The following is a 24,088-nucleotide window of genomic DNA, read 5'->3' as shown; positions in this document are numbered from 1 at the left end:
TTTTTTGTTATTAAGGTTTAAATTATTTGATTTCTCTGTTTATGTAAACCCATCCAGATTTTGCTTCAACACCATTACGTTCAATTACATAATAGTAAGTACCATCTGGTAATTCGTGTCCAGCGTCTGATTGTCCACCCCATTCATTAACATAGTTGGATTTTGAATATACTTTAGTTCCATATCTATTGTAGATACTTAATACTTTTACATTTAATCCTGTTAAATCGAAAGTATCATTTAATGTATCACCATTAGGAGAAATACCTCTAGGAATAGAACAAGTTACATCATTAGCAATAAATACTTCAGAGTCAGAACATGTTGCTGTACCATTAGGAATTGTTACGAAACAAGTATAACTTCCAGCAGCATTTGCAGGAACTTGTAAAGTTGGACTATTACCTCCAACAACTCCTGTTGGACCAGTCCATGAATAAGTAGCTAAAGAAGTATCAAAATTATTTGACATTACTTCAAGAACATAATTTGTTCCAACACAACCTCCTGTCAATGTGAATGATGGAGAAGGTGAAATAGTTATTGTAAATGATTCTTGATCTGTACAACTTCCGTTTGTAGCATACACATATAAAGTTGTATTTGCAGTAATTATAGCTCCAGTATTTAATTGAGTTCCAGTTCCATTTGGACCTGTGAAATAATTCCCAACGCTTAGTGCTGGTAATATATAATTATCACATGCTGTAACATTGCTAATTGGATTTACAACTGGTGTAGCATTTATTACTATAGTCATTGTAGCAGTTGTTGCACAAAGTCCAGTATTTGGTGTAAATGTATAAGTAGTGTTTCCTGCAGTTGATGTATCAATAGTACTTGGGCTCCATGTACCTGCAATTCCATTTATAGATGTGTTATTAAATGAAGGTGCAATTGAACCTTGACAAAATGGACCAACTTGACTAAATGTAGGTACAGTTTGAGGATTAATCGTAATAACCATCGTAGCAGTAGTTGCACAAAGTCCAGCATTTGGTGTAAATGTATAAGTTGTATTTCCAACTACTGAAGTATTAATTGTAGCAGGACTCCAAGTTCCAGCTATTCCACCATTATTTGATGTTGAAGGAAGTGATGGAGCAGTTCCATTTAAACAAATACTTGCGATCTGTGTAAATGTTGGAACGGTCGGTGCATCAATAGTAACAGATAAAGTTGCTGTAGTTGCACAAATTCCTGCATTTGGTGTAAATGTGTACGTTGTAGTTCCAACCACAGTTGTATTGATAGTTGCAGGACTCCAAGTTCCAGCAATTCCATTATTTGAAGTTGTTGGCAAAGTAGGAGCAGTTCCATTCAAACAAATATTTGCTATCTGAGTAAATGTTGGAGTAATTGGTGCATCAATAGTAACAGATAAAGTTGCTGTAGTAGCACAAATTCCTGCATTTGGCGTAAATGTATATGCAGCAGTTCCAACTGCTGATGTATCTACTGTACTTGGAGACCAAGTTCCAGCAATTCCATTATTTGAAGTTGTTGGTAAAGTAGGTGCAGTTCCATTTAAACAAATATTTGCTATCTGAGTAAATGTTGGAGTAATTGGTGCATCAATAGTAACAGATAAAGTTGCTGTAGTAGCACAAATTCCAGCATTTGGCGTAAATGTATATGTAGTACTTCCAACTGCTGATGTATCTACTGTACTTGGAGACCAAGTTCCAGCAAAACCATTATTTGAAGTTGTTGGTAAAGTAGGAGCAGTTCCATTTAAACAAATATTTGCTATCTGTGTAAATGTTGGAGTAATTGGTGCATCAATAGTAACATTTAATGTTGCGGTTGTCGCACAAATTCCTGCATTAGGCGTGAAAGTATAAGTAGTTGTTCCAACTGTTGATGTGTCTACAGTAGTAGGAGACCAAGTTCCAGCAATTCCATTATTTGAAGTTGTTGGTAAAGTAGGAGCCGTTCCATTTAAACAAATATTTGGAATAGTAGTAAACGTAGGTGTATCCGGAGTTGTAATTGTAACTACTCCTGAAGTTGGTTGTGATGGACAACTTAAACTAGATATTGAAATTGAATCTAATAAGTTACCAATACTTGGACTTCCTCCTGCGCTTGAAACAGAAACAAAACGTAAAGTATAATTACTTCCTCCTGAAGTAGGAACTACATAATTTACAGTATGTAATACCCAAGCGGTGTTATTATCTGTAAAGTTACCAAGACTAACATATGGTCCTCCAAGAGGTCCTATTTCAACACCAACAACATCATTACCTTGTCTTCCTCTATGAGCAAAAGAAATTGTTAAAGCAGTTCCTGGTAAAACACTAAAATCTTGGAATAATGTTCCCGGTGTATTTCCATTTAATTCAATCAACTGATTTCCAGAATATGCGTTAACACCTTCAAATCCTGGAGGCCAAATTTCTATTATTCCATCTGCAGAAGTAGTATCCCAACAAGGAACTAAATTCTCATCAAATAGGTTAGGGAAAGCTCCAGTTGCTGTTGGACTTTCAAAATCTGTATTACAGAAATTAGTTACTTGATTAATAACAACAGTATAAGTTCCTGGTACTGTTGTATTAAATGATGCAACGTTACCAGGATTTGGGAATGTTGATGGAACTGTCCATGTGTATGAATAATTTCCAGGAATTGCTGGAGTTGCAGTCACAGTTGCACTTGAACCAGCACATACAGTTGGATTGTTTACTGTAACAACTAAATTTGGATTTACAATTATTGTTAAAGTTGTAGCTAAGGCACATTGTCCAGTATTTGGTGTAAATGTATATGTTGTAGTAGCTGTATTATCTAATGCTGGCGACCAAGTTCCTGTAATTCCATTATTAGAAGTGGTTGGTAGTGCAGATAATGTATCACCAATACAAATTGGAGCAACAGAAGTAAACGTAGGTACAATTGTAGGAGTATTAACTACAATAGTCATTGTAACTGAACCTGCACAAATTCCAGCATTAGGAGTAAATGTATAGGTTGTCGTTGCAGTATTATTCATTGCCGGCGCCCAAGTTCCTACAACGCCATTATTAGATGTTGTTGGTAAATCGGCTAATGGTGCTCCAGGGCAAATTGGCTGTACTTGTGTGAATGTTGGAGTTGTTGAACCTACTCCAATTGTCATCGTAGCTGTAGTTGCACATAATCCAGCAGTAGGAGTAAATGTGTATGTTGTAGTAGCTGTATTATTCATTGCTGGTGACCAAGTTCCTGTAACTCCATTGTTAGAGGTTGTTGGTAAATCAGCTAATACATCACCAGGACATATAGGTGCAACTTGTGTAAAAGTAGGAACAGTAGCTGGAATTATCACAACTTGAGTAGTTGTTGAAAATGCAGCACATCCACCAGAAGCTGGAACTGAATAAGTAATTACATAAGTATTTGGTACACTTGCACTTGGTACAAAATTTCCTGTAATAGGATCAATTGATAGTCCAGAAGGCGTTGCACTATAAGTACCACCTACAGTTCCTGTTCTTGTTACTGTTTGTAATGCTGTAATATTATTACAATAAGATGCATTTGAATATGAGATAGTTGCACTCGCAGGAGCAGTAATAATTATTGTTCTTGTAGTTGTAATGAAAGGAATTGTATTACAAGTACCACCAATAGTTGTAGCTGTTGAACTTGTAACAATGTATGCACCAGGTGTACTTGCAGATAAATCTACAGTTCCAGTTACACTATCAATTACTAAACCAGGAGTTGATGTATAAGTTCCAGCAGAAGCTCCTGGAGCTAATACTGGTGTCGGATCAACACCGTCTTGACAATAAGTTGTTTGCGGATAGTTAAAAGTATTAATTGGGAAACACGCTGTTGTACCTCCACCTGAATTTGTTTGGGTAAATGTTACAGTTCCAGCTTGATTAGAAAAATTAGTAATCATGATTACATAAACTTCACATAATTGTGCATTTGGAATACACATGATTTCTGTTGGTGCAGCAGAATAACTACAAGCATGTAAAGTTCCTGGACAACCAGCAGCAGGAGTTGGTGCAGGAAGAATTCCAGGAAGTGGATTTTGTGGAACACCTGTACAAGCAGTTTGTAAATCAGTAAAAGGTCCCCAAGCAACATAATCAACGTCTCTTCCTACACCATTGTTATCAACTTGAGATATTAAATAAGTTAATGGTCCAGCTTGATTTACTTGTAAAAAGAAGAAAGCTGGGTTAGGTGAAGTGAATAAACATCCAATTTGACCTAAACTTGGAACATTTGTTGAGTTTGCATAAGTTACTGTTTGACCTGTACAGAAAGCAGGTGCTTCCGTACAAGGAAGTGTACCGATACATAGATTAAAATTAACTAGTTGTTGATTTGCTGAAGCAGAGTAAACTCTTAAATAATATGTAACACCAGCAGTAAGTCCATCTGCAGCATTACAATTTAATTGAGTTAATGCACCACAACTATTTCCAGTGAAAATAGCATAATCTAAGTCAGTACCAGCTGGTACAACATTGTTAAATGAAATGATATGTGTTGCTGCGGTAGCTGTAAAAGTATACCATACATCATCATTTGCAACACCAGGAGGACAGTTAACTGCAGGCAAAGATTGAGTTGCTCCGATTAATGTACCTGGAGTTGTCTGAACGCAATTAAGATTTTGGTTTACAATAGCAAATGTTGCATTAGTACATTCATCATTAACAGGTAATGTACCAAATGTTAATGGTTGTGACCAAAGGCTTGAATCTGTTGGTGAACATATCGCTCTTACATAGAATGTATAAGCTGTTCCAGGAGGTAAATTGGTTAATGTATAAGGGTTAGTTGTTACAATTCCTAATGATGTAGGAGTTGGAGCAGCAGATCCTGCTGGAACAATAAATATTTCCCATGAAGTTGCTGTTCCTTGTTCAGTCCAACTTAATACCGCTGAAGTTTGTGTAACATTTGTTGCTGTTAAACTAATTGGTTTCGGACAAGTTGGTAAGAAACACTCACCAGTACCATTATATAAAATAGTTCCTTGTGCACCAGTTCCTGGAGCTTTGGTATATATTGTAGCCTGTGGAGCTAAAGCTTCTTGGATAGAAACTCCAACTTCATTTGCAAAAGCACCTCCTGCATTCCATTGTAATTGGAAAGCAATTCCATGGCAAAGAGGAATTTGAACCGAAACAGGTCCATTTCCGTTTGTAAATGTTGCGCCAAAAGTTCCAACAACAATACCATTTTGAATAACGCTCATTGTATTACCATTCCATCCATCTCCAAAGGTATCTGTCATTGTGAAAGTATACAAACACTGATCAGTAGGAGGACAAATTGTAGTGTTAAATGTTCCAGCTAAACTTGGATCACCAGTATTTGTTGGAGAGCAAATAGGTCTCACATAAAAATTATAAGCTGTACCTGATGTCAATCCATTAACTGTAAATGGATTTGTTGGCGCTGCTGTCCATAAAGGGTTATTCGGAAGTGGAGCAGGAGAACCTACAGGAAGCACAATTACTTCCCAAGAGGTTTCAGGACCTGTTGTTGTCCATCCTAATGTTGCTGATGTTTGAGATAAATTTGTTGCAACTAAATTAGTTGGAGGTAAACATGATGGTACTAAACAGTTTACAGTACCTGTGTATAAAGAGGTATTCTGCGCACCAGTTCCAGGAGCTTTAGTGAAAATTACTTGTGAAAAAGAGTTGGTAATAGATACACCTACTTCATTTGCAAATGCACCACCAGCATTCCAGAATAATTCAACTGGTAATGCGTTACATAATGGTACTTGAACTGTAATTGGTCCATTACCAGCAGTAAATGTAGATCCAATTGTAGCAATTACGATTCCATTTTGTATTACATTCATAGTATTACCATTCCATCCATCTCCAAAAGAATCTGTCATTGTGAATGTGTAATTACATTGATTTACTGGATCACATATTGTAGTGTTAAATGTTCTAGGTCCAGCTGGATCACCAATATTTGAAGGAGAGCAAACAGGTCTTACATAAAATTCATAAGCAGTACCAGAAGTAAGTCCGCCAACAGTAAATGGATTAGTTGGAGCTGCAGTCCATAAAGGATTGTTTGGTAGTGGAGCAGGTGAACCTGCAGGAAGTACAATTATTTCCCATGAAGTTTCAGGTCCTGTTGTAGTCCAACCCAATGTAGCACCAGTTTGTGATAAATTAGTGGCTACTAAATTTGTTGGAGGCAAACATGCTGGAGTTAAACAGTTTACAGTTCCAGTATATAATGAGCTATTTTGAGCTCCTGTTCCTGGTGCTTTTGTATAAATAGTTTGATTAAATGAATTGATAATAGTAACACCTACTTCTCCAGCAAATGCACCACCAGCATTCCAAAACAATTCAAATGGTAATCCATCACACATCGGAACGGTAATGTTTATTGGTCCTCCACCAGCAGTGAAAGTTGGTCCTAAAAGCGCTACTTCAATACCATTTTGTCTAACACTCATAGTATTTCCATTCCATCCGTCACCAAATGAATCTGTTAATCTAAAAGTATAATTACATTGTTGTGAAACATCACAAATGTTAGTGTTAAATAAGAATGGTCCAGACCATGCACTAAATGTACCATTACCACAATCAGCTCTAACATAATATTCATAAGCAGTTGCTTGAGTTAGTCCAGGAGCTGAATAACTTGTATTTGTGTTTGTAGTGTTACCAGTTCCTGTTGGAATACCTGAGTTTGGCGTTTGAACTACAACTTCCCAAGAAGTTGCTCCACCTGGATTATCCCAAGTAAGAGTAGCAGAAGTTTGTCCAATATTTGAAGCATTTAAATTTGTAGGTTGTGGACAATTCACCTCTTGAATAACTAAACTATATCCAACTGTTTGAGGAGTAGCATTAGTTGAAATTACTATAATGTATGGTAAGCCTGCTGTAACACTCAAACTTGGTATAGATCTGACACCTCCACCATTATTTGCTACACCAGCTACACAAGTTACACCAACATTTGCGCATCCTTGATAAACAAAAATACCAGACCAATTGTCATTTGGAGTCATTGTTATACTTATTGTACCAGAAGTTGCTGGAGTATAAGAATAAAACACATCATTACCAGTCATGTAATTTGTGGCAGTTCCTGCACATGCTGTTGGTTGAGCAGTGTCAGTAGAATCACCATAATTTGCAGTATTGTCATTTGTACTGTAAGGTAAGGTCGTTATAGCAATTGGTGCCGTACATGTTAAGCCTGGTGGGACAGTACAGAAGTTAAAGGGTCCTACCCAGGAACTAGAACCATCAGTACATAAAGATCTAACATAGTATACATAACATGTATTAGGTGATAATCCTGAGGCTACGTATGGTAGAGCACCATTATAAACAACACCAACACCTGTTTGAGTACCTCCAACAGCAGGTATAACTTCAATTTCCCATGAAGTTGATCCACTAGGATTAGACCAGTTTAAATTTGCTGTAGTTTGAGTTATCCCAGTTGCAGATAAATTAGTAGGTTCTAAACATCTTTGAACTAAACTCACTCTATCAATCAACCATCTATCTCCACCTAAACCGGTTGTTGGTTGAGTAAAGCGCATTACAAATGCGATGTAAACTTGTTGATTTGCATAAGCCGAAAGATCAACTACCTTTTCTTCATAAATATTATATGTAGCATTTAAAGTTGTTTCAGTCCATTGAGCTGGAGTTGCTGTATAATTTGCAACTGTAGTTTGTGAACCAGGAGAAACGTTTGTATTAACTTTAATGAGATATTCTGTATTTGATACTGTAGCAATTGTTGATCTAGTCCAAAAACGTAATTGTCCATTTGCAGGAACAGTTACTAAAGGTGTAGCTAAATAATCTTCAGAAGTATTTCCTTGGCCTATATTTTCGCGATCCATATAAGCGGCATTTACACCTTGGTATACATTTGTTGCAACGGTGTTTATGTTCCATCTTCTTGTAAGACCGACACCATTGTCAAAAACTGCCCATTGATTTCCTGTTGCTCCTGTTCCTAATGTCCATGGTGAAGAAGCTGTTGGAAGAGGAACATCTGGTCCAGTTGTTCCTTCAAAACCTTCAACACCTGGAGTTGGAAATTGGGAATATCCAACAATTGAGAAAAATAATGTTAGAATTAGTAAAATAATTTTTTTCATAAAAAATATAAATTGATTGGTTTGTTGTTTAATAGATAATTACCAAAAATATAAAAAAAATATAAAATATTTAATTTAAATTTTGAAAATTCCTCCAAATGCTATAATTCTTTGTAAAAAAAGAAAGTGTTGGCTTGCTTTATCAGTATTTTCATTAGTTGTTTTAATATCATTCATGTCAATATATCCTGCTTTTATCTCCGTTTGAACGAAAAAGTATTTAAAAAAAGTAAAATTCAATCCAACTTTTGCAGAAATTCCATAACCAGAAACATGAAAATCATCATAACGTTGTTTTCCTAGTACTCTAGAATTTGTTTTTGGATATAATAGTCCTAATCCTAAACCTTCAGTTAAGTTTAATTGAAATTTATCGGTATTTGAAATTTTAAAAACCTTTGAAATATCATCAACTCTACAAAATTCCGAATTGATATAGTTTAGTCCGTCGGTATGCTCAAATGTTAGGAATGGTGGAGTTGGTGAAGTATCTAATCCGGTGTAATTGTCAAAAAAATTAACAGGAGAATTATTGTATGTTCCATTGTATATTGAACCACTTTCAGTTGAAGGTAAATTTATATTTCCTGAAACATTTGCTATTTGGCGTTGTCTCATTACATATTTCATGTGATCTAATCCAACTGAAATATTATAATGGTCATTTATGAAGTAACCCATTCTAAAATTTGTTTGTGGAATGGTAATAGATCCTGGTTTTATATAATCGATGTGCCAACCTTTAGGTTTATCATCTGCTACAGCATCATGAACTATGAAATCATAATTTTGCCCAGTAAAATGAATGTCAGATTTGGTGTAACTTTCTCTGTTTCCTCCCCAAAAAAAGTAAAATTTACCTTTGTTATGACTTGTGTACTTTTCAGATTTTGATTTTTCTTGTGCTATTAAAAATTGTGAAAAAATAGCCAATACAATAACTATTTTACCTTTTATGTTAAAAAACATTTATTTTAGATTAAAATTGATTTATTGTTTTACGAATCGCTACTAGTTTGGTCATTAGATTCTCAAAATAATCTAAGTGAAGCATATTGGCTCCATCACTTTTTGCATTTGCTGGATCAAAATGAGTTTCGATAAAAATTCCATCTACTCCAACTGCTATTCCAGCTTTAGCAACTGTTTCAATCATATCGGGTCTTCCTCCAGTTACTCCTGCAGTTTGATTGGGTTGTTGAAGTGAATGTGTTACATCTAAAACGGTAGTTGCATATTGTTGCATGGTTGGAATACCTCTATAATCAACAATCATATCTTGGTACCCAAACATAGTACCTCTATCAGTTACTATAACATTTTCGTTATGACAATCCAATACTTTTTGTACGGCATGTTTCATGCTTTCTGGACTCATGAATTGTCCTTTTTTTAAGTTGACCGTTTTTCCAGTTTTTGCTGCAGCTACAACCAAGTCGGTTTGTCTTACTAAGAAAGCTGGAATTTGTAAAACATCTACATATTCTGCAGCCATAGCAGCGTCTTCATTAGTATGAATGTCTGTTACTGTTGGAACATGAAAAGTCTCAGAAACTTTACGAAGAATTTTTAATGCTTTTTCATCTCCAATACCAGAAAAGCTATCAATTCTTGAACGATTGGCTTTTTTGAATGAACCTTTAAAGACATAAGGAATTTCTAAATTATCTGTTATTGTAATTAGTTTTTCAGCAATTTTCATAGCCATTTCTTCTCCTTCAATAGCACAAGGACCAGCTAATAAAAAGAAATTACCACTTTCAATATGCTTGATTTGTGGAATATTGTTAATGTTCATATTGTATAATTTTGAAGTGCAAATATAATAAGAAAAAACCTTCTAACTTGTTAATTAGAAGGTTTTCTATTAGCTTATATGTTCAGAAAAGATAAAGTGTTTAGGATTGATTTTTTATACTAAATCCTTTTGGACAGAGCACTTTTCCTTTCTCATATATATTAAGATAAAGGATTATTTTTTTTTCGGTTCCTTCAAATGAAATTTGATATATGTCTAATGTACCTGCTCCAACTGCACTTTTTTTAGTTGGAAATGGACAACAAGTATCTATTTTTTCATAACTGATTTTTTCCCCATTTGGACCACTTATAGCATTAAAAAAGTACTCAACATTTTTAGGAGAATATTTTTCATTTTCAAAGCCAAGATTTATAGGATAATCCATATCATATCCATATTTTCCGTCTTTATCATATTCTATTAACAAAAATTGCTTGTTTTTAATAGGAGGTTTGATAGCAGAATTATCAATATTTTGTATAGTAGATTTAATACTTCCGCAGGAAGACAGCATTATGATTGAGGTAAATAGGAGAAATACAATTTTGCTTTTCATTTTATCGACAAATTAGAAGTATGATATTTTTATTCAAATTTCACAAATAATAATCAAAAATCAAACCATATAGTTATTTTTGTAAAAAAAAGCGATGGAATTTATTACAAATACTTGGCATTGGTCAATTTCTGGTTTTCTCATAGGATTGGTTATGCTCTCACTTATCTATTTTGGAAAAGTTTTTGGCATGTCATCTAATTTGAGAAGCATATGTTCAATGACAGGAATTGGTAAAAAGGTCCCATTTTTTGATTGGGATTGGAAATCACAACGATGGAATTTAGTTGTTGTTGCAGGGACCATGTTAGGAGGATATGTAGCAACACATTTTTTAAGCTCCGATTCTAATGTTGCCATTAATGAAATAACTATTCAAAAATTACAAAACATAGGGATTGAAGCTCCAAATTCAAAGTTATTGCCAGATTCATTGTTTGGAAAAAATGTATTTGAATCTCCAAAAATGATATTATTTCTTTTGATTGGAGGTTTACTTATAGGTTTTGGTTCAAGATATGCTGGCGGATGTACTTCTGGTCATGCCATTTCAGGATTGAGTAATTTTCAATTACCTTCTCTAAAGGCAGTCATTGGCTTTTTTGTTGGAGGATTGATAATGGTCAATTTTATTTTTCCTTTAATTTTTAAATAGTCAATTATGAATTTAATAAAATACTTACTAGTAGGTTTTATCTTTGGTGTTGTGTTAACTAAAGCAGAAGCCGTTTCATGGTATAGAATTTATGAGATGTTTCAATTTGATTCTTTTCATATGTATGGAATCATTATGACAGCTATTGCCACTGGAGTTGTTGGTATACAAATAATAAAGCGAAAAAAACTAAATGATATTAAAGGACTTCCAATTGAAATTCTTGATAAAGAAAAAGGAACTTTTCGTTATTGGATTGGAGGATTGATTTTTGGGTTGGGATGGGCTATGGTTGGAGCATGTCCTGGGCCAATATTTATATTAATTGGCGCAGGTTTTATCTCAGTTGGAATTGTATTAATAGGTGCTTTATTAGGTACTTTCTTTTACGGATTGATAAAAGACAAATTACCCCATTAAATTATTTCGGCACTTAAACCAGCTTCAAGCAATTGAGTGCATTGAGGTTTCAATTCATTGAAAGCTCCAGTTTTTACAGTACATTGTCCTTTGTAATGAACCAATATAGCACATTGTTCAGCTTGTTCTGATGTGTGTTCACATACTCTAATTAGAGTATCAATTACATGATCAAAAGTATTTACATCATCATTGTAAAGTACTATTTCATTGTTAACTCCAACCAATTCCTGTACGGATACTTCTTCTTGTGTTTTTTCTATCGTACTCATAACTATCTATTCTATTTGAAGATTTAGCAAAAAGTAAAATTAATTATTTTTTAGATATTTTAATGATACCCAATTGTTTCTTTCAAATTTTTTAACATACGTTAATCCTTTTTCTTTACAAGATGCATCTATGAAAGGAATGTCTTCATTGTAAAATCCGCTTAAAAGCAGTATTCCATTTTTATTTAAACAATCAACATAAGTCTGCATATCGTTTAATAAGATATTTCTATTGATGTTAGCAATTATTAAATCATAACTTTTACCTTTTAATAGTTCTGCATCACCTTCATAGACACTTATTTCTGTGCAATTATTGCGTTCAGCATTTTCTATTGAATTCAAATAACACCAATTGTCAATGTCAATAGCATCAATTGGTTTAGCACCTTTCATTTCTGCTAAAATAGCTAAAATAGCAGTTCCACAACCCATGTCAAGTGTTTTTAAACCAGTAACATCTGTTTCCAATAAATGTTGAATCATCATGTGAGTAGTTTCATGATGTCCTGTTCCGAAACTCATTTTAGGTTCAATAATTATATCAAATTCAGCTTCTGTTTTATTATGAAATGGAGCTCTAACATGACATTTTCCATCAACATCTATTGGCTCAAAATTCTTTTCCCATTCTTCATTCCAATTCACTTGATCTATTTCCTCTATAACGAAAGAAATTTTAAATTCATCAGAACCCAAAATGTAAATATCTTCAAGAACATCTTCTGTCCAAAGGTCTTTTTGAATAAATGCACTAAAGCCTGTTTCAGTTTCAATAAAACTTTCAAAAGGTTTTTCACCCAATTCGGCAATTAATATTTCTGATCCTAGTTCTTTTGGTTCAAGAGTAAAATGATATCCTAAGTAGATATTTGACATGATATTTTTTTTGCAAAGGTAGTAATGAATTTTGGATAGAAATTGTTTTTCAAAAAAAAACCTAGCACTTGGCTAGGTTAATTATTTATTTTTTTGGTTCATATAAACTAAGTAATCGGTCATATGTCTCATTTAATTTTTGGAAAGACTTCATAATCTCAACATCAGATGCTTTTGTTCTAACAAGTTCTGCAACTAACTTAATTTGTCTTTTTAAAACTACAATTGCTTCATCAGCTTTAGGATTTCTTAAATCTTGTGGCATAGTGTTAACATCTAATGCTTGAGCTTTTTCAACTAAATATTCACAAGAATTTTTTATTGGTCCAAAATTTCCTTCTCCTGCTGGTTCAAATGTTTTAACTAATAATTCTTGAAAATCATTAAGTTGTGGCCATTTTGAAGCTATTGATTGAGCTGAAACAGTATTAATTGCAAAGAAAAATGCAATTGCGAATAAAGATTTTATTAATTTCATTATTGTATAATTTAAATGTTATGCAATAATAATAATTTTTTTTATACAACCGAGTTAAATTTTATAAAATTAAATCTACAATTCATCACTAATTTTCAACATTTCAGTTACTTTTAGTTTTTGTGTTCATATAGTTGCTGCAACTTTGCTTCATCAAATTACAAACAATCATGAAAACAATTATTACATTTTTAATTTTATTTATTTCATCATTTGGGATTTCTCAAACCAAAATTTCTGGTAAAGTTGTAGATGAAAAAAGCAATCCTATAGCTGGAGCTAATATATACATTGATGGAACATACGATGGCGCAACTTCAAATGAAATTGGTGAATTCACTTTTAGTACATCTGAAAAAGGAAATAAGATTCTTGTAATTTCATTTCTTACTTATGAAACTTTAAAAACTACAATTGAAATTGAAACCTACCAAAATAAAACTTTCAAACTAAAAGAAAGTATCAATACTTTAGATGAAGTTGTTATCAATGCTGGAACTTTTGAAGCTGGAGATAAAGCTAAAAATACGGTTTTGAAACCATTAGATATTGTAACAACGGCTGGTTCTAATGGCGATATTGTTTCGGCTTTGCAAACTTTACCAGGAACGCAAACTGTTGGTGAAAGTGGACGATTGTTTGTTCGTGGTGGAGAAGCTGATGAAACGCAAACTTATGTTGACGGAATTCGTGTGGCACAACCTTTTGGTTCGACAACTCAAAATTTACCAACTCGAGGACGATTTTCACCTTTTCTTTTTAGTGGAATTTCGTTTTCAACTGGTGGTTATTCTGCCGAATATGGTGAAGCTTTATCAAGTGTTTTATTATTGAACACAACTGATATGGCAACAGAAAACAAAACCGATATTTCATTTATGACTGTAGGTTTAGGAGTTGCAAACACTCAAAAATGGAAAAAAAGTTCGCTTACATTTAATACTGCTTACATTGATTTAGCTCCATATCAAGTGGCGATTCCTCAGAATGTTGATTGGAATAAAGCGTTTCAATCGCTTTCTGGAGAAATAGTTTATCGTTATGAATTGGAACGAGGTTTGTTCAAACTTTACACTGCTTTTGACGCATCAAGATTTGATTTGAATCAAGAAAGTATCAATTCTGTTGCTAAAACTAGAGTTGATTTGAAAAACAATAACCTTTATGTAAACGCATCTTACAAAGGAAATTTTGGTTCAAATTGGCAACTTACAACTGGTTTGAGTTATGGTTTAGGAAACAATAAAATAGGTTTGGATAACCAAAGAATAGAAAATACCGAACACGCATCACATTTGAAATTAAAAATCAAAAAACCAATTTCAGATAGAATCAAATTGTCTTTTGGTGCGGATTATTTTATAACAAAATTTGATGAAGCGTATTCATTTATAACAAATAAAACTGGCTACGATTCTAATATTTTCGCTGGATATACTGAAGCTGATATTTTCTTTTCTAAAAAACTGGCAATGAAAGTTGGTGTGAGAGCTGTAAATAATGATTTATTGAATGAAACTTCCATTTCTCCTCGAACATCATTGGCTTATAAAGTTAGTAAATCAAGTCAGTTTTCTGTTGCTTATGGCGAATTCGAACAAGCTCCAAGACAAGATTATTTGAAATTCACTTCTGATTTTAAAAACGAAAGAGCTTCTCATTACATTTTGAATTATCAATACAATAAAGATAAGCGCACTTTTAGAAGTGAAATTTACTTTAAAGATTACAATAATTTGGTAAAATATGACACTCAAATAGCACAATACAATTCTAATTACAACAATAACGGATTTGGATTTGCAAAAGGATTAGATGTTTTTTGGAGAGACAACAAATCAATTAAAAATTTAGAATATTGGGTTTCGTACTCCTACATCGATACGAAAAGAGATTATAGAAATTATGAAGCCGAAGTTACTCCAAGTTTTGTAGCTAAAAACAATTTTTCGATTGTAACTAAGTATTGGATAAACGATTGGAAGTCAAGTGTTGGTTTGTCTTATAGTTTTAATTCGGGACGACCTTATGACAATCCAAATGAAATGAGTTTCATGAACGGAAAAACTAAAAGTTATAATAATGTGAGTATGAGTTGGGCTTATTTGTTAAGTCAGCAAAAGATATTATTTATTTCAATTAGCAATGTTTTAGGAACTCAAAATGTCTTTGGTTACGATTATGCTAACTCACCTGATTCAAATGGCGTTTTTCAAAGAAATGAAATAATTCCAACTGCAGATAGATTTTTCTTCGTTGGATTCTTTTGGACGATAAGTGATAATAAAAAGGACAATCAATTGGATAATTTATAGTTTACAATTCATCCCAAAAAATCAACATTTCAGTAAGTATAAATTTCACAGCACATACAAACAGAATACTTTTACATCAGAATTAAGAACAAGAGTTTTAATCATCAATAAAAAATCAATAACAATTTTAAAATTTAGAAATCATGACAAAAGTTATCACAACATTAGTAGTATTTTTAGTATCAGTTTTATCTTTAAATGCTCAACAGTATGAGCAAGGAATGGGAAAAGCATTCACAACTTGGAGAACAGGAAACGCAACAGAAGCATCAGCTTTATTTGAAAGAATTGCATCGGTTGAAAAAACAAATTGGTTACCAAATTATTATGTAGCTTTAGTAAACACAACAGAAGCTTTCAATCCAGCAAATGCTAAAAACGCTACAGCTTTAATAAACAAAGCACAAGCAGCTTTGGATGCAGCAGAATTAATTTCGCCAAACAATGCTGAAATATTAATTATGCAAGCTATGATAAACACCGCATGGATTGTTCAAGATCCAATGACAAACGGAATGAAACTTTCAGCGCCAACTATTGAACTATATGAAAGAGCATTAAAATTAGCACCAGAAAATCCAAGAGCTGTTTTCGGAAAGGCAGATTTTGAAATCGGTGGAGCTCAATATTGGGGAACAGATACCAAACCAATGTGTGAGCAAGTTGCAAAATCTATCGAATTATTTGCTAAATTTAAACCAGAAACAGAATTTCATCCAACTTGGGGTTTAGATAGAGCACAAGAAACATTGAAAAACTGCGGAAAGTAATGTCAAAAATAAAATCTTAAGAAGATGATAACCAAATTAATCAAAGAATTACCAAGAGCAATTTTTATTTCGATAAGCATCTTTTTAGTTCTATTAATCATAAGATTCTTATCAGGAGTTCGAATTGAATTCAACTCAAGTTTATTAATCAATTTTGGTTATACAACTTTATACGGTTTCATGTTGTACTATGCGAATGCTATTTTATTCATGAAACTTGATGAGATTTTTAGCAAAGAAAGGTTCAATAGAAAAAGAATTCTAATTGGTTTTATAGGTTCATTTAGTATTTCAGTTGGAGTAATCTTTTTGTTGCGAATTTTTGAAGATGTAATAATTGAAGGAAGTTCATTTGCTTTATTTTTTGAAAAAGAAAAGTTTAGTAATTATCTAGTTACCATTATAATAACATTTGTAGTTACACTTGCTTTTCACGCATTTTACCTTTACAAAGCCTACCAAGAAACCCGTTTAAAAGAACAAAAGATAATTGCCGGAACTGCCAATGCTAAATTCGAAAGCTTAAAGAATCAAATTGATCCTCATTTTCTTTTCAATAGTTTAAATGTTTTAAGCTCATTGATTGAAGAAAATCCTGAAAATGCGCAACAGTTCACCACTTCATTATCAAAGATTTATCGCTACGTTTTAGAACAAAAGGATAAAGAATTAGTTACAGTTTCAGAAGAATTAGCTTTCGCAAAAACGTATATGAAGTTATTAAAAATGCGTTTCGAAAACAGCATCACTTTTGAACTTCCAGCTGATTTTGAAAATCCTGATGCCAAAGTGGTTCCGTTGTCATTGCAATTATTATTAGAAAACACCATTAAACATAATGTGGTTAGTGAAAACAAGCCACTTCATATCAAAATTTATATAAAAGATAATTTTTTAGTAGTAGAAAATAACCTGCAAAAGAAAGAAGTTTTACAAGATAGAAAAGGTGTCGGACTTCAAAATATAGTAAGTCGTTATGCTATTCTTTCAGAGCGAAAAGTCTTAATTGACGAGACTAAAGAAACGTTTGCAGTATATCTACCTATTTTAACAAAACAAATAAGTATCATGGAAACAACAAATACATTTAACGAAAACACTTCTTACTTGAGAGCTAAAGAACGAGTAGAAAAAATAAAAGGATTTTATGGAAATCTTGCATCCTATTGTGTAGTAATTCCAATATTAATCATCATCAATTTAACCACAAATAGCAGAGGATTTCAATGGTTTTGGTTTCCAATGTTGGGTTGGGGTTTAGGAGTACTATTTCATGCTTTTGAAACTTTTGGATACGGAAAATCTTGGGAAGAGAAAAAGATTCAAGAAATATTGAATAAACAAAATAATACTAACAACAAATGGAAGTAATTATGAATACTAATCAAGATTTTGAGAACTATCAAAAAGCAAAAAAGCAAGTTGAAGAAATCAAAGGATTTTATTCGCATTTAACATTTTTTATAATTTTTAATGCAATAATAATTTTTATCAATTTAAAATATTCACCCAATCATCTTTGGTTTTTTTGGACGACTTTCAGTTGGGGAATTGGATTATTTTTTCATGCGTTAAAAGTTTTTAATTGGTTTCCTTTTTTTGGAAAAAGTTGGGAAGAAAAAAAGATGCAACAGTTTATAGAAGAAGAAAAGAACAAACAAAATAAATACGAATAATTATGACACCTGAAGAGCAAATGCAATACGAAAGAGCACTTAAACGTGTCAAAAGAATAAAAGGTTTTTATAGCCATTTATTAGTTTATGTGGTTATAAACCTGATGATTGTAATAATTAATATCCAAAATCTCAAAACCGGTGAAAGTTATTTTAAATTGGAGAATTTTTTCACGGCTTTCTTTTGGGGAATTGGTTTAGTTGCTCACGGATTATCAACTTTTGGTGGTGAAATTTTCTTTGGAAGCGATTGGGAAGACAAGAAAATTAAAGAGTTGATGGAGAAGGAGAAGAGTGAACAACAAAAATGGGACTAATGATAAATTCGGAACTTATTTTTAAAATTTTACTTGTAATTCATATCATTGCAGGAAGCATTGGTTTGATTACCGGAACTATCAATATTACTAGAAAAAAAGGTGATAAATTGCATAAAAATGTTGGTTTATTTTTTCTTTATGGGATGTTGATCAACGGTTTTGCAGGTTTATTAATGACCTTAATTCACAGTAATCCTTTTCTGTTTATTGTTGGAATTTTTTCAATATACATGGCAGTCACAGGACAACGATATCTTTCTTTAAAAGGATTGTTGAAAGGTGAAAAAGCCAAAAATATAGATTGGATTTTAAGTTCAATAATGTTACTTTTCGGAATTGGATTTGTGATATATGGAATCTTAATATTGTTTTCAAGTAATAATTTCGGAATCGTATTATTAGTCTTCGGATTCATCAGTATTTCAATGGTTTATCAAGATTTTAAAAATTATAAAGGTCAAAATTCAATAAAAAACTTTTGGTTGTTAGTTCACATTCAGCGAATGATAGGTAGCTATATTGCTGCTGCAACAGCTTTTTTGGTAGTCAATAATACTTTTTTACCAGCAGTTGTTGCTTGGCTTTTACCAACTGTAATACTAGTTCCATTAATTATAAAATGGTCAAATAAATATAAAATCGTTTCAAAATAAGAATATGAACATAATTATTATAGAAGACGAAAAACCTGCTGCAAGATTGTTGCAACGCAAGGTTGAAAAATTAGGATTGCAAGTCAATCAAATGCTTCATTCTGTTGAGGAATCAATTAATTGGTTTAACAATAATCCACATCCAGATTTGATATTTTTGGATATTCAATTGTCTGATGGTTTATCGTTTGAAATATTCGAAAATATTGACATTAAAAGCGCTGTGATTTTCACAACTGCTTATGATGAATATGCTCTGCGAGCTTTTAAATTGAACAGTATTGATTATCTTCTAAAACCAATTGATGAAGAAGATTTGGAAACTGCTGTAAACAAATTTAAATCAAGAAATGTAGCAACTCCCAATTTATCATTGGATTTTGAAATGATAAAAAAAATGTTGGTAAACCCAATTGATAGAGAATATAAAAAGCGATTTACTATTAAAATGGGACAACAACTCAAAATGATAACCATTGACGAAGTAGAATGTTTTTACAGTGAAAACAAAGGAACGTATCTTCATACTTTTGATGGGCGTGACTACTTATTAGATACTACTTTAGAACAACTTGAAAACGAATTAGATCCAAAGGATTTCTATCGTATTTCAAGAAAATTCATCATTCCGTTAAAAGGAATTAAGGAAATTCAAATGCACAGCAACTCACGATTAAAAGTAATTTTACCAACTTACAAAGACGATGAAGTAATTGTTGCTAGAGAAAAAGTTAGTGATTTTAAAACTTGGTTAGGATAAAAAAAAAGCCATCAAATAATTAATTATTGATGGCTTTTTTTTGAGAATAATTTATTCAAATAATGATTTGATTTCTTTTTCGGTTTTACCTAATTTTTCTTTTAGTTTTCCCCACATTTCTTGTTCTTTTCCTTCTTCATACAACAAATCATCATCAGTTAATTCTGCAAATTTTTGTTTCATTTTTCCTTTTAATTGTTCCCAATTACCTTTAATTTCTTTTGAATTCGGCATAATGATTTTTTTAAAATTAATAATTTTTATCTATTCAAATTTCAGAAATTAAATTTCAAAAATGTTTTACATTTCTAGATAAAAGTTACATAATTACTTTATTACGACTTTGCGAATTGCAATTAAAAAAAACACTAATAAAGTATAAATAATAAAAAATGGTACAATAAATTCAATCCAACCCAGAGGCAACATAACGGCAATAATTAGCAATTGAAATCCCAATCCATAAAGCGATAGCAAGGTCATGAACCAATTAGGAAACGTTTTTACTTTGTAAGCATCTTTATCTAAGGCATGAATTATTTTATCAAAAGCGCCATAGACTATAGTATAAATTCCAAATAAAATATCAACCGATTTTTGTTTTTCTCCAGGTAAAGCTTTCGGTGATTTGTATTCAAATACTTTGCTAGTAGTATCGCCACCAACTGATTTATTTCGAAGAATTACATAGTAATAGTTATACAAAGTTCCTTGTAATTGGATTCCAATAAATGCTAATAAACTAAACCAAATAGTTGTTTTTGATACATAACAAATGGTCATCAGAAAAAGAAAGTTCAAGATGATATCAAATACACTATCCAAATATCTTCCTACATATGATGGTGTGTTTTTCAATCTTGCCAATTCGCCATCGGCAGCATCAATTCCAGATTTTAGAACAATAAAAAATGCAGCCCAATAATACTGATGCGTTAGGATACAATAAATCGCAATTAAACCCGATATTCCAAATAAAATGGTAACGTGAATAGGAGTGAAGCGTGTATTTTTAAGTTGATTAGCAAGGAATTTTCCAAAAGGTCTTCCGTAATCTGATAAGTCAAGAAATTTATCTTGAGCTGTAAGTTTTGACATTTAAAGTTTCTAAATAGAACTGCGACAATATAGTCTGAAAATTTATTTTGAAAGGCGATGTAACGTATACGTCATGGTCGCCAACAAAATAAAAGCCATTATTTGATGTGTTAATCCCAACCACAATGGCACACCTAATAATAAGGTTAAAACCCCTAATGTAAATTGCAAAAACACTATAAAAACCAATAGGTTTAATCCATTTTTCTGTTGCGTTGAAACCGCAAATTTCTTACTCTGAAAGTATAAAAATAAAATTAATCCAACAACAACATAAGCCATAGTTCTATGAACAAACTGTACACCGCTTTTACCTTCGGTTAATCGCAATAGCCAAGAATCTTTTTCTAGAATAATACTTTCGTGAAAAAATTTCCCATCACTCATCAATGGCCAATGGTTGTGAATTAATCCGGCATTCAATCCTGCTACAAATCCACCATAAATGATTTGGATTACAAGAAAAACAATTGCAATTCGAGCATATTTTCTTAAAGTTGTGTTGACTTCTTTTTTATCAGGATAGATTAAATCTAACGCAACCCAAAGTGTGTAGGCAAAGGTTATAAATGCAAAAGTTAAGTGTAAAGCTAATCTAAAATGACTCACATCTGGATTATCAATCAAACCACTTTTCACCATAAACCAACCTAAAAATCCTTGAAATGCACCCATTCCTAAAAGGATGATACATTTTTTGATGGTTTCAGAATCTAATTTCTTTTTGATTAAAAAGTAAACAAATGGAATGATGAAAACCAATCCAATTATTCTTCCAATAAAGCGGTGAAACCATTCCCAGAAATAAATAAATTTATAATCAGAAAGTTGAAAATCGTTATGAATATTGATTTTTTGATACTCAGGGAATTTCTTGTATTCATCAAATGCTGCTTGCCATTTTTCTTCTGATAAAGGAGGAAAAGTGTCTGTTACCAAATGCCAATCTGTCATTGAAAGTCCAGAATTAGTCAAACGCGTAATTCCACCAACAGTAACCATGATAAAGAGTAAAATACAACCTGAAAGTAGCCAATAAATGACTGATTTGTTATTCTTCATTTGTGAAGTAATTTTTATGCAAAATTATTTTTAATCCTTTGATTAACTCATTTAACAAAAGTTAATCTTTACTTATTATTTTCTACTTTTTTTAATCCTAATTTTTCTGCTCTTTTCATCACAAAATCATAAGCTGCTTGATATTCATTCGGAATTTTTCCATCCAAAATAGCTTCTTTTACCGATTCTTTCAACATTCCTATTTCTCTCGATGGTTTCAAATTAAACAGTTCCATGATTTCTTCACCAGAAATTGGCGGTTGAAATTGACGCACATGATCGCGTTCTTCAACTTCAATAATTTTCTTTCGAACGATATCAAAATTATTGTGGTATTTTTTGAATTTCGTTGGATTTTTAGTTGTGATATCAGCTTCACAAAGTGTCATTAAATGATCTACATCTTCACCTGCATCAAAAACCAAACGTCTTACAGCAGAATCAGTTACAATATCTTCAGCCAAAACAATTGGTCGAGAACTCAGCATAACCATTTTCTGAACAAATTTCATTTTTTGATTCAATGGCATGTGCAATCTTTCAAAGATTTTTTTCACCATTTTTCCACCAAGAAATTCGTGTCCGTGAAACGTCCAACCTTGTTTTTTGTTGAATTTTTTTGTTGGGGCTTTTCCAATATCGTGCAATAAAGCTGCCCATCTTAACCAAACATCATCGGTATTCGGGCAAATATTATCAACAACTTCTAAGGTGTGATAAAAGTTGTTTTTATGAGTATGACCTTCAATTTCTTCTACATTATTCAATGCCGTTAATTCGGGTAAAATAATGTCTAAAAGACCTGTTTTATATAAATGTAAAAAACCTATTGATGGTTTATCTGTAGAAAGAATTTTGTTTAACTCATCCACAATGCGTTCGCCTGAAATAATATTGATTCTATCTTTATTTCTAGAAATAGCTTCTAAGGATTCAGCTTCAATTTCAAATTTTAATTGTGTTGCAAAACGAATACCGCGTAGCATTCGCAACGGATCATCAGAATAAGTTATATCTGGATTTAAGGGTGTTTTGATGATTTTATTTTGTAAATCAGCTAATCCATCAAATGGATCAACCAATTCACCATAATTTCTTTCATTCAAAGAAAAAGCTAATGCATTTATGGTAAAATCACGACGGTTTTGGTCGTCTTCCAATGTTCCATTTTCTACAATAGGATTTCTGCTGTTTTGATTGTAGCTTTCTTTTCTTGCACCAACAAATTCAATATCAATTTCTTTGTAACGAAGCATTGCTGTTCCGTAATTTTTAAAAACTTGAACTTTAGGTTTGTTGGGCAATAATTCAGAAACTTTCAAAGCCAAGTCAATTCCCGAACCAACAGCAACAACATCAATATCTTTTTTAAAATCCCTTTGAAGTAAAAAATCACGAACAAAACCGCCAATAACATAACTATCAACATTAAGTTCTTGGCTTGCCTGTGCAATTATTTTAAAAATAGGATTATTAAGTGCTTTTGTATAATTCATTGTATTGATTTCAATTTCAGTTTAATAAACTGAAAACTGTGATTGCGACTGCAAACTATTTACGTATGATTTTTACCTGATTATCAAGAGAAAGTTTTATTATCGTTGATGGATTTTTGCAAACTTTATCGCGGTGCAAATTTACTACATAGTCAACACCTTTAATAATTTCTGGACTAATTTCTTTAAAAGTTTTTGGAGTTACATTTCCGGATACGTTCGCTGATGTTGAAACTAAAGGTCTTTTCATGCGTTCCATTAATTTGAAACAAAATGGTTCTTTCACTAATCTCACACCTAGCGTTTTATCTTCTGCAATAATATTTGCGGCTACATTTCTAGGATTGTCAAGAATTAATGTTGTAGGTCTTTCAGATAAATCTAAAATTTCCCATGCAACATCAGGAATTTGATGAAATACGTTATACATCATTTTTTCACCATTCATGAGTACAATCATACTTTTTGAATCATCTCGTTGTTTTAAATCATAAATTTTCTTAACAGCTTCTTCATTGGTAGCATCACAACCAATTCCCCATACAGTATCTGTTGGATAAAGTATAATGCCACCATTTTTAATGACTTCGTATGCGTTGTGAACTTCAGTGTTAATATCACTCATAAACCTTTGTTTTCTTTATCGCAAAGATATAACTTTACTATTTAATTTTCGAAACTGCTTTATTTTCTCGAATCGTTAGTTTTTTTTGGTAAATAAATTATCTTTGTTCTTGGAAAAAATATCATTG

Annotated in this window: 21 protein-coding genes; 9 read left to right on the top strand and 12 right to left on the bottom strand. The window is 32.2% G+C overall.

Going from position 1 to position 24,088, the window contains the following annotated elements; translation table 11 throughout:
• Positions 1–22 precede the first annotated feature (22 nt).
• The 4 genes from ABD766_RS07480 to ABD766_RS07465 form a co-directional block, all read right to left on the bottom strand.
• Positions 23–8,125 (bottom strand): fibronectin type III domain-containing protein, encoded by an 8,103-nt coding sequence (locus ABD766_RS07480; protein WP_344816094.1) that lies wholly within the window; start codon positions 8,123–8,125, stop codon positions 23–25.
• A 75-nt stretch (positions 8,126–8,200) separates the two neighbouring features.
• Positions 8,201–9,094: a hypothetical protein gene (locus ABD766_RS07475; RefSeq protein WP_298302154.1), complete on the bottom strand. Its 894-nt coding sequence runs from the start codon at positions 9,092–9,094 to the stop codon at positions 8,201–8,203.
• Positions 9,095–9,104: 10 nt separating this feature from the next.
• The gene (gene kdsA, locus ABD766_RS07470; protein ID WP_344816093.1) at positions 9,105–9,923 is read right to left on the bottom strand and encodes a 3-deoxy-8-phosphooctulonate synthase; all 819 of its coding nucleotides are present in this window, start codon (positions 9,921–9,923) and stop codon (positions 9,105–9,107) included.
• Between the two features lie 100 nt (positions 9,924–10,023).
• Complete coding sequence (locus tag ABD766_RS07465) at positions 10,024–10,482, bottom strand: 2-dehydro-3-deoxyphosphooctonate aldolase (protein WP_344816092.1); 459 nt, start codon at positions 10,480–10,482, stop codon at positions 10,024–10,026.
• Positions 10,483–10,576: 94 nt separating this feature from the next.
• Here ABD766_RS07465 and ABD766_RS07460 point away from each other — a divergent pair, with 94 nt between their 5' ends.
• A complete protein-coding gene (locus ABD766_RS07460) occupies positions 10,577–11,137 on the top strand; it encodes a YeeE/YedE family protein (RefSeq protein WP_344816091.1) in 561 nt (186 codons plus the stop codon).
• A gap of 6 nt (positions 11,138–11,143) precedes the next feature.
• Entirely contained in the window at positions 11,144–11,557 is a 414-nt protein-coding gene (locus ABD766_RS07455; RefSeq protein WP_298302141.1) for a DUF6691 family protein, read from the top strand.
• Here the strand turns inward: ABD766_RS07455 and ABD766_RS07450 are convergent.
• The 3 genes from ABD766_RS07450 to ABD766_RS07440 all read right to left on the bottom strand — a co-directional run bounded on the left by ABD766_RS07450 (position 11,554) and on the right by ABD766_RS07440 (position 13,186).
• Entirely contained in the window at positions 11,554–11,829 is a 276-nt protein-coding gene (locus ABD766_RS07450) for an ATP-dependent Clp protease adaptor ClpS (protein ID WP_298302138.1), read from the bottom strand. The two genes, ABD766_RS07455 and ABD766_RS07450, sit on opposite strands and share 4 nt — an antisense overlap.
• Before the next feature lie 39 nt (positions 11,830–11,868).
• Positions 11,869–12,708: a 50S ribosomal protein L11 methyltransferase gene (prmA, locus tag ABD766_RS07445; protein ID WP_344816090.1), complete on the bottom strand. Its 840-nt coding sequence runs from the start codon at positions 12,706–12,708 to the stop codon at positions 11,869–11,871.
• A gap of 85 nt (positions 12,709–12,793) precedes the next feature.
• The gene (locus tag ABD766_RS07440) at positions 12,794–13,186 is read right to left on the bottom strand and encodes a hypothetical protein (RefSeq protein WP_344816089.1); all 393 of its coding nucleotides are present in this window, start codon (positions 13,184–13,186) and stop codon (positions 12,794–12,796) included.
• Positions 13,187–13,356: 170 nt separating this feature from the next.
• Between ABD766_RS07440 and ABD766_RS07435 the strand changes: the two genes are divergently transcribed.
• From ABD766_RS07435 to ABD766_RS07405, 7 genes are all read left to right on the top strand, one after another.
• Positions 13,357–15,501, top strand: coding sequence for a TonB-dependent receptor (locus ABD766_RS07435; RefSeq protein ID WP_344816088.1), 2,145 nt, complete (start codon positions 13,357–13,359; stop codon positions 15,499–15,501).
• A 143-nt stretch (positions 15,502–15,644) separates the two neighbouring features.
• Complete coding sequence (locus ABD766_RS07430; RefSeq protein WP_344816087.1) at positions 15,645–16,271, top strand: hypothetical protein; 627 nt, start codon at positions 15,645–15,647, stop codon at positions 16,269–16,271.
• Positions 16,272–16,295: 24 nt separating this feature from the next.
• On the top strand, positions 16,296–17,642 hold the full coding sequence (locus tag ABD766_RS07425; protein ID WP_344816086.1) for a 2TM domain-containing protein: 1,347 nt from the start codon (positions 16,296–16,298) through the stop codon (positions 17,640–17,642).
• A gap of 2 nt (positions 17,643–17,644) precedes the next feature.
• Complete coding sequence (locus ABD766_RS07420; RefSeq protein ID WP_344816085.1) at positions 17,645–17,947, top strand: 2TM domain-containing protein; 303 nt, start codon at positions 17,645–17,647, stop codon at positions 17,945–17,947.
• Between the two features lie 2 nt (positions 17,948–17,949).
• A complete protein-coding gene (locus ABD766_RS07415) occupies positions 17,950–18,264 on the top strand; it encodes a 2TM domain-containing protein (RefSeq protein WP_344816084.1) in 315 nt (104 codons plus the stop codon).
• Positions 18,264–18,920 carry a DUF2306 domain-containing protein gene (locus ABD766_RS07410; RefSeq protein ID WP_344816083.1) on the top strand — a complete coding sequence of 219 codons (657 nt, stop codon included), beginning with the start codon at positions 18,264–18,266 and terminating at the stop codon, positions 18,918–18,920. The genes ABD766_RS07415 and ABD766_RS07410 overlap by 1 nt, the downstream gene beginning before the upstream one ends.
• Positions 18,921–18,924: 4 nt before the next feature.
• Positions 18,925–19,680: a LytR/AlgR family response regulator transcription factor gene (locus ABD766_RS07405; protein ID WP_344816082.1), complete on the top strand. Its 756-nt coding sequence runs from the start codon at positions 18,925–18,927 to the stop codon at positions 19,678–19,680.
• Positions 19,681–19,731: 51 nt separating this feature from the next.
• On the opposite strand, the gene ABD766_RS07400 is transcribed toward ABD766_RS07405, so the two are convergent.
• The 5 genes from ABD766_RS07400 to ABD766_RS07380 form a co-directional block, all read right to left on the bottom strand.
• Entirely contained in the window at positions 19,732–19,914 is a 183-nt protein-coding gene (locus ABD766_RS07400) for a CsbD family protein (RefSeq protein ID WP_298302715.1), read from the bottom strand.
• Positions 19,915–20,007: 93 nt separating this feature from the next.
• Positions 20,008–20,778 (bottom strand): CDP-alcohol phosphatidyltransferase family protein, encoded by a 771-nt coding sequence (locus ABD766_RS07395; protein ID WP_344816081.1) that lies wholly within the window; start codon positions 20,776–20,778, stop codon positions 20,008–20,010.
• A 42-nt stretch (positions 20,779–20,820) separates the two neighbouring features.
• Entirely contained in the window at positions 20,821–21,840 is a 1,020-nt protein-coding gene (locus tag ABD766_RS07390; protein ID WP_344816080.1) for a COX15/CtaA family protein, read from the bottom strand.
• A gap of 68 nt (positions 21,841–21,908) precedes the next feature.
• Complete coding sequence (locus tag ABD766_RS07385) at positions 21,909–23,336, bottom strand: CCA tRNA nucleotidyltransferase (RefSeq protein ID WP_344816079.1); 1,428 nt, start codon at positions 23,334–23,336, stop codon at positions 21,909–21,911.
• A gap of 55 nt (positions 23,337–23,391) precedes the next feature.
• Complete coding sequence (locus tag ABD766_RS07380; protein ID WP_344816078.1) at positions 23,392–23,961, bottom strand: L-threonylcarbamoyladenylate synthase; 570 nt, start codon at positions 23,959–23,961, stop codon at positions 23,392–23,394.
• Between the last annotated feature and the right edge of the window lie 127 nt (positions 23,962–24,088).

Source organism: Flavobacterium cheonanense, from assembly GCF_039539185.1.
GTDB lineage: Bacteria > Bacteroidota > Bacteroidia > Flavobacteriales > Flavobacteriaceae > Flavobacterium > Flavobacterium cheonanense.
This window is presented reverse-complemented; position numbering and strand designations above follow the sequence as displayed.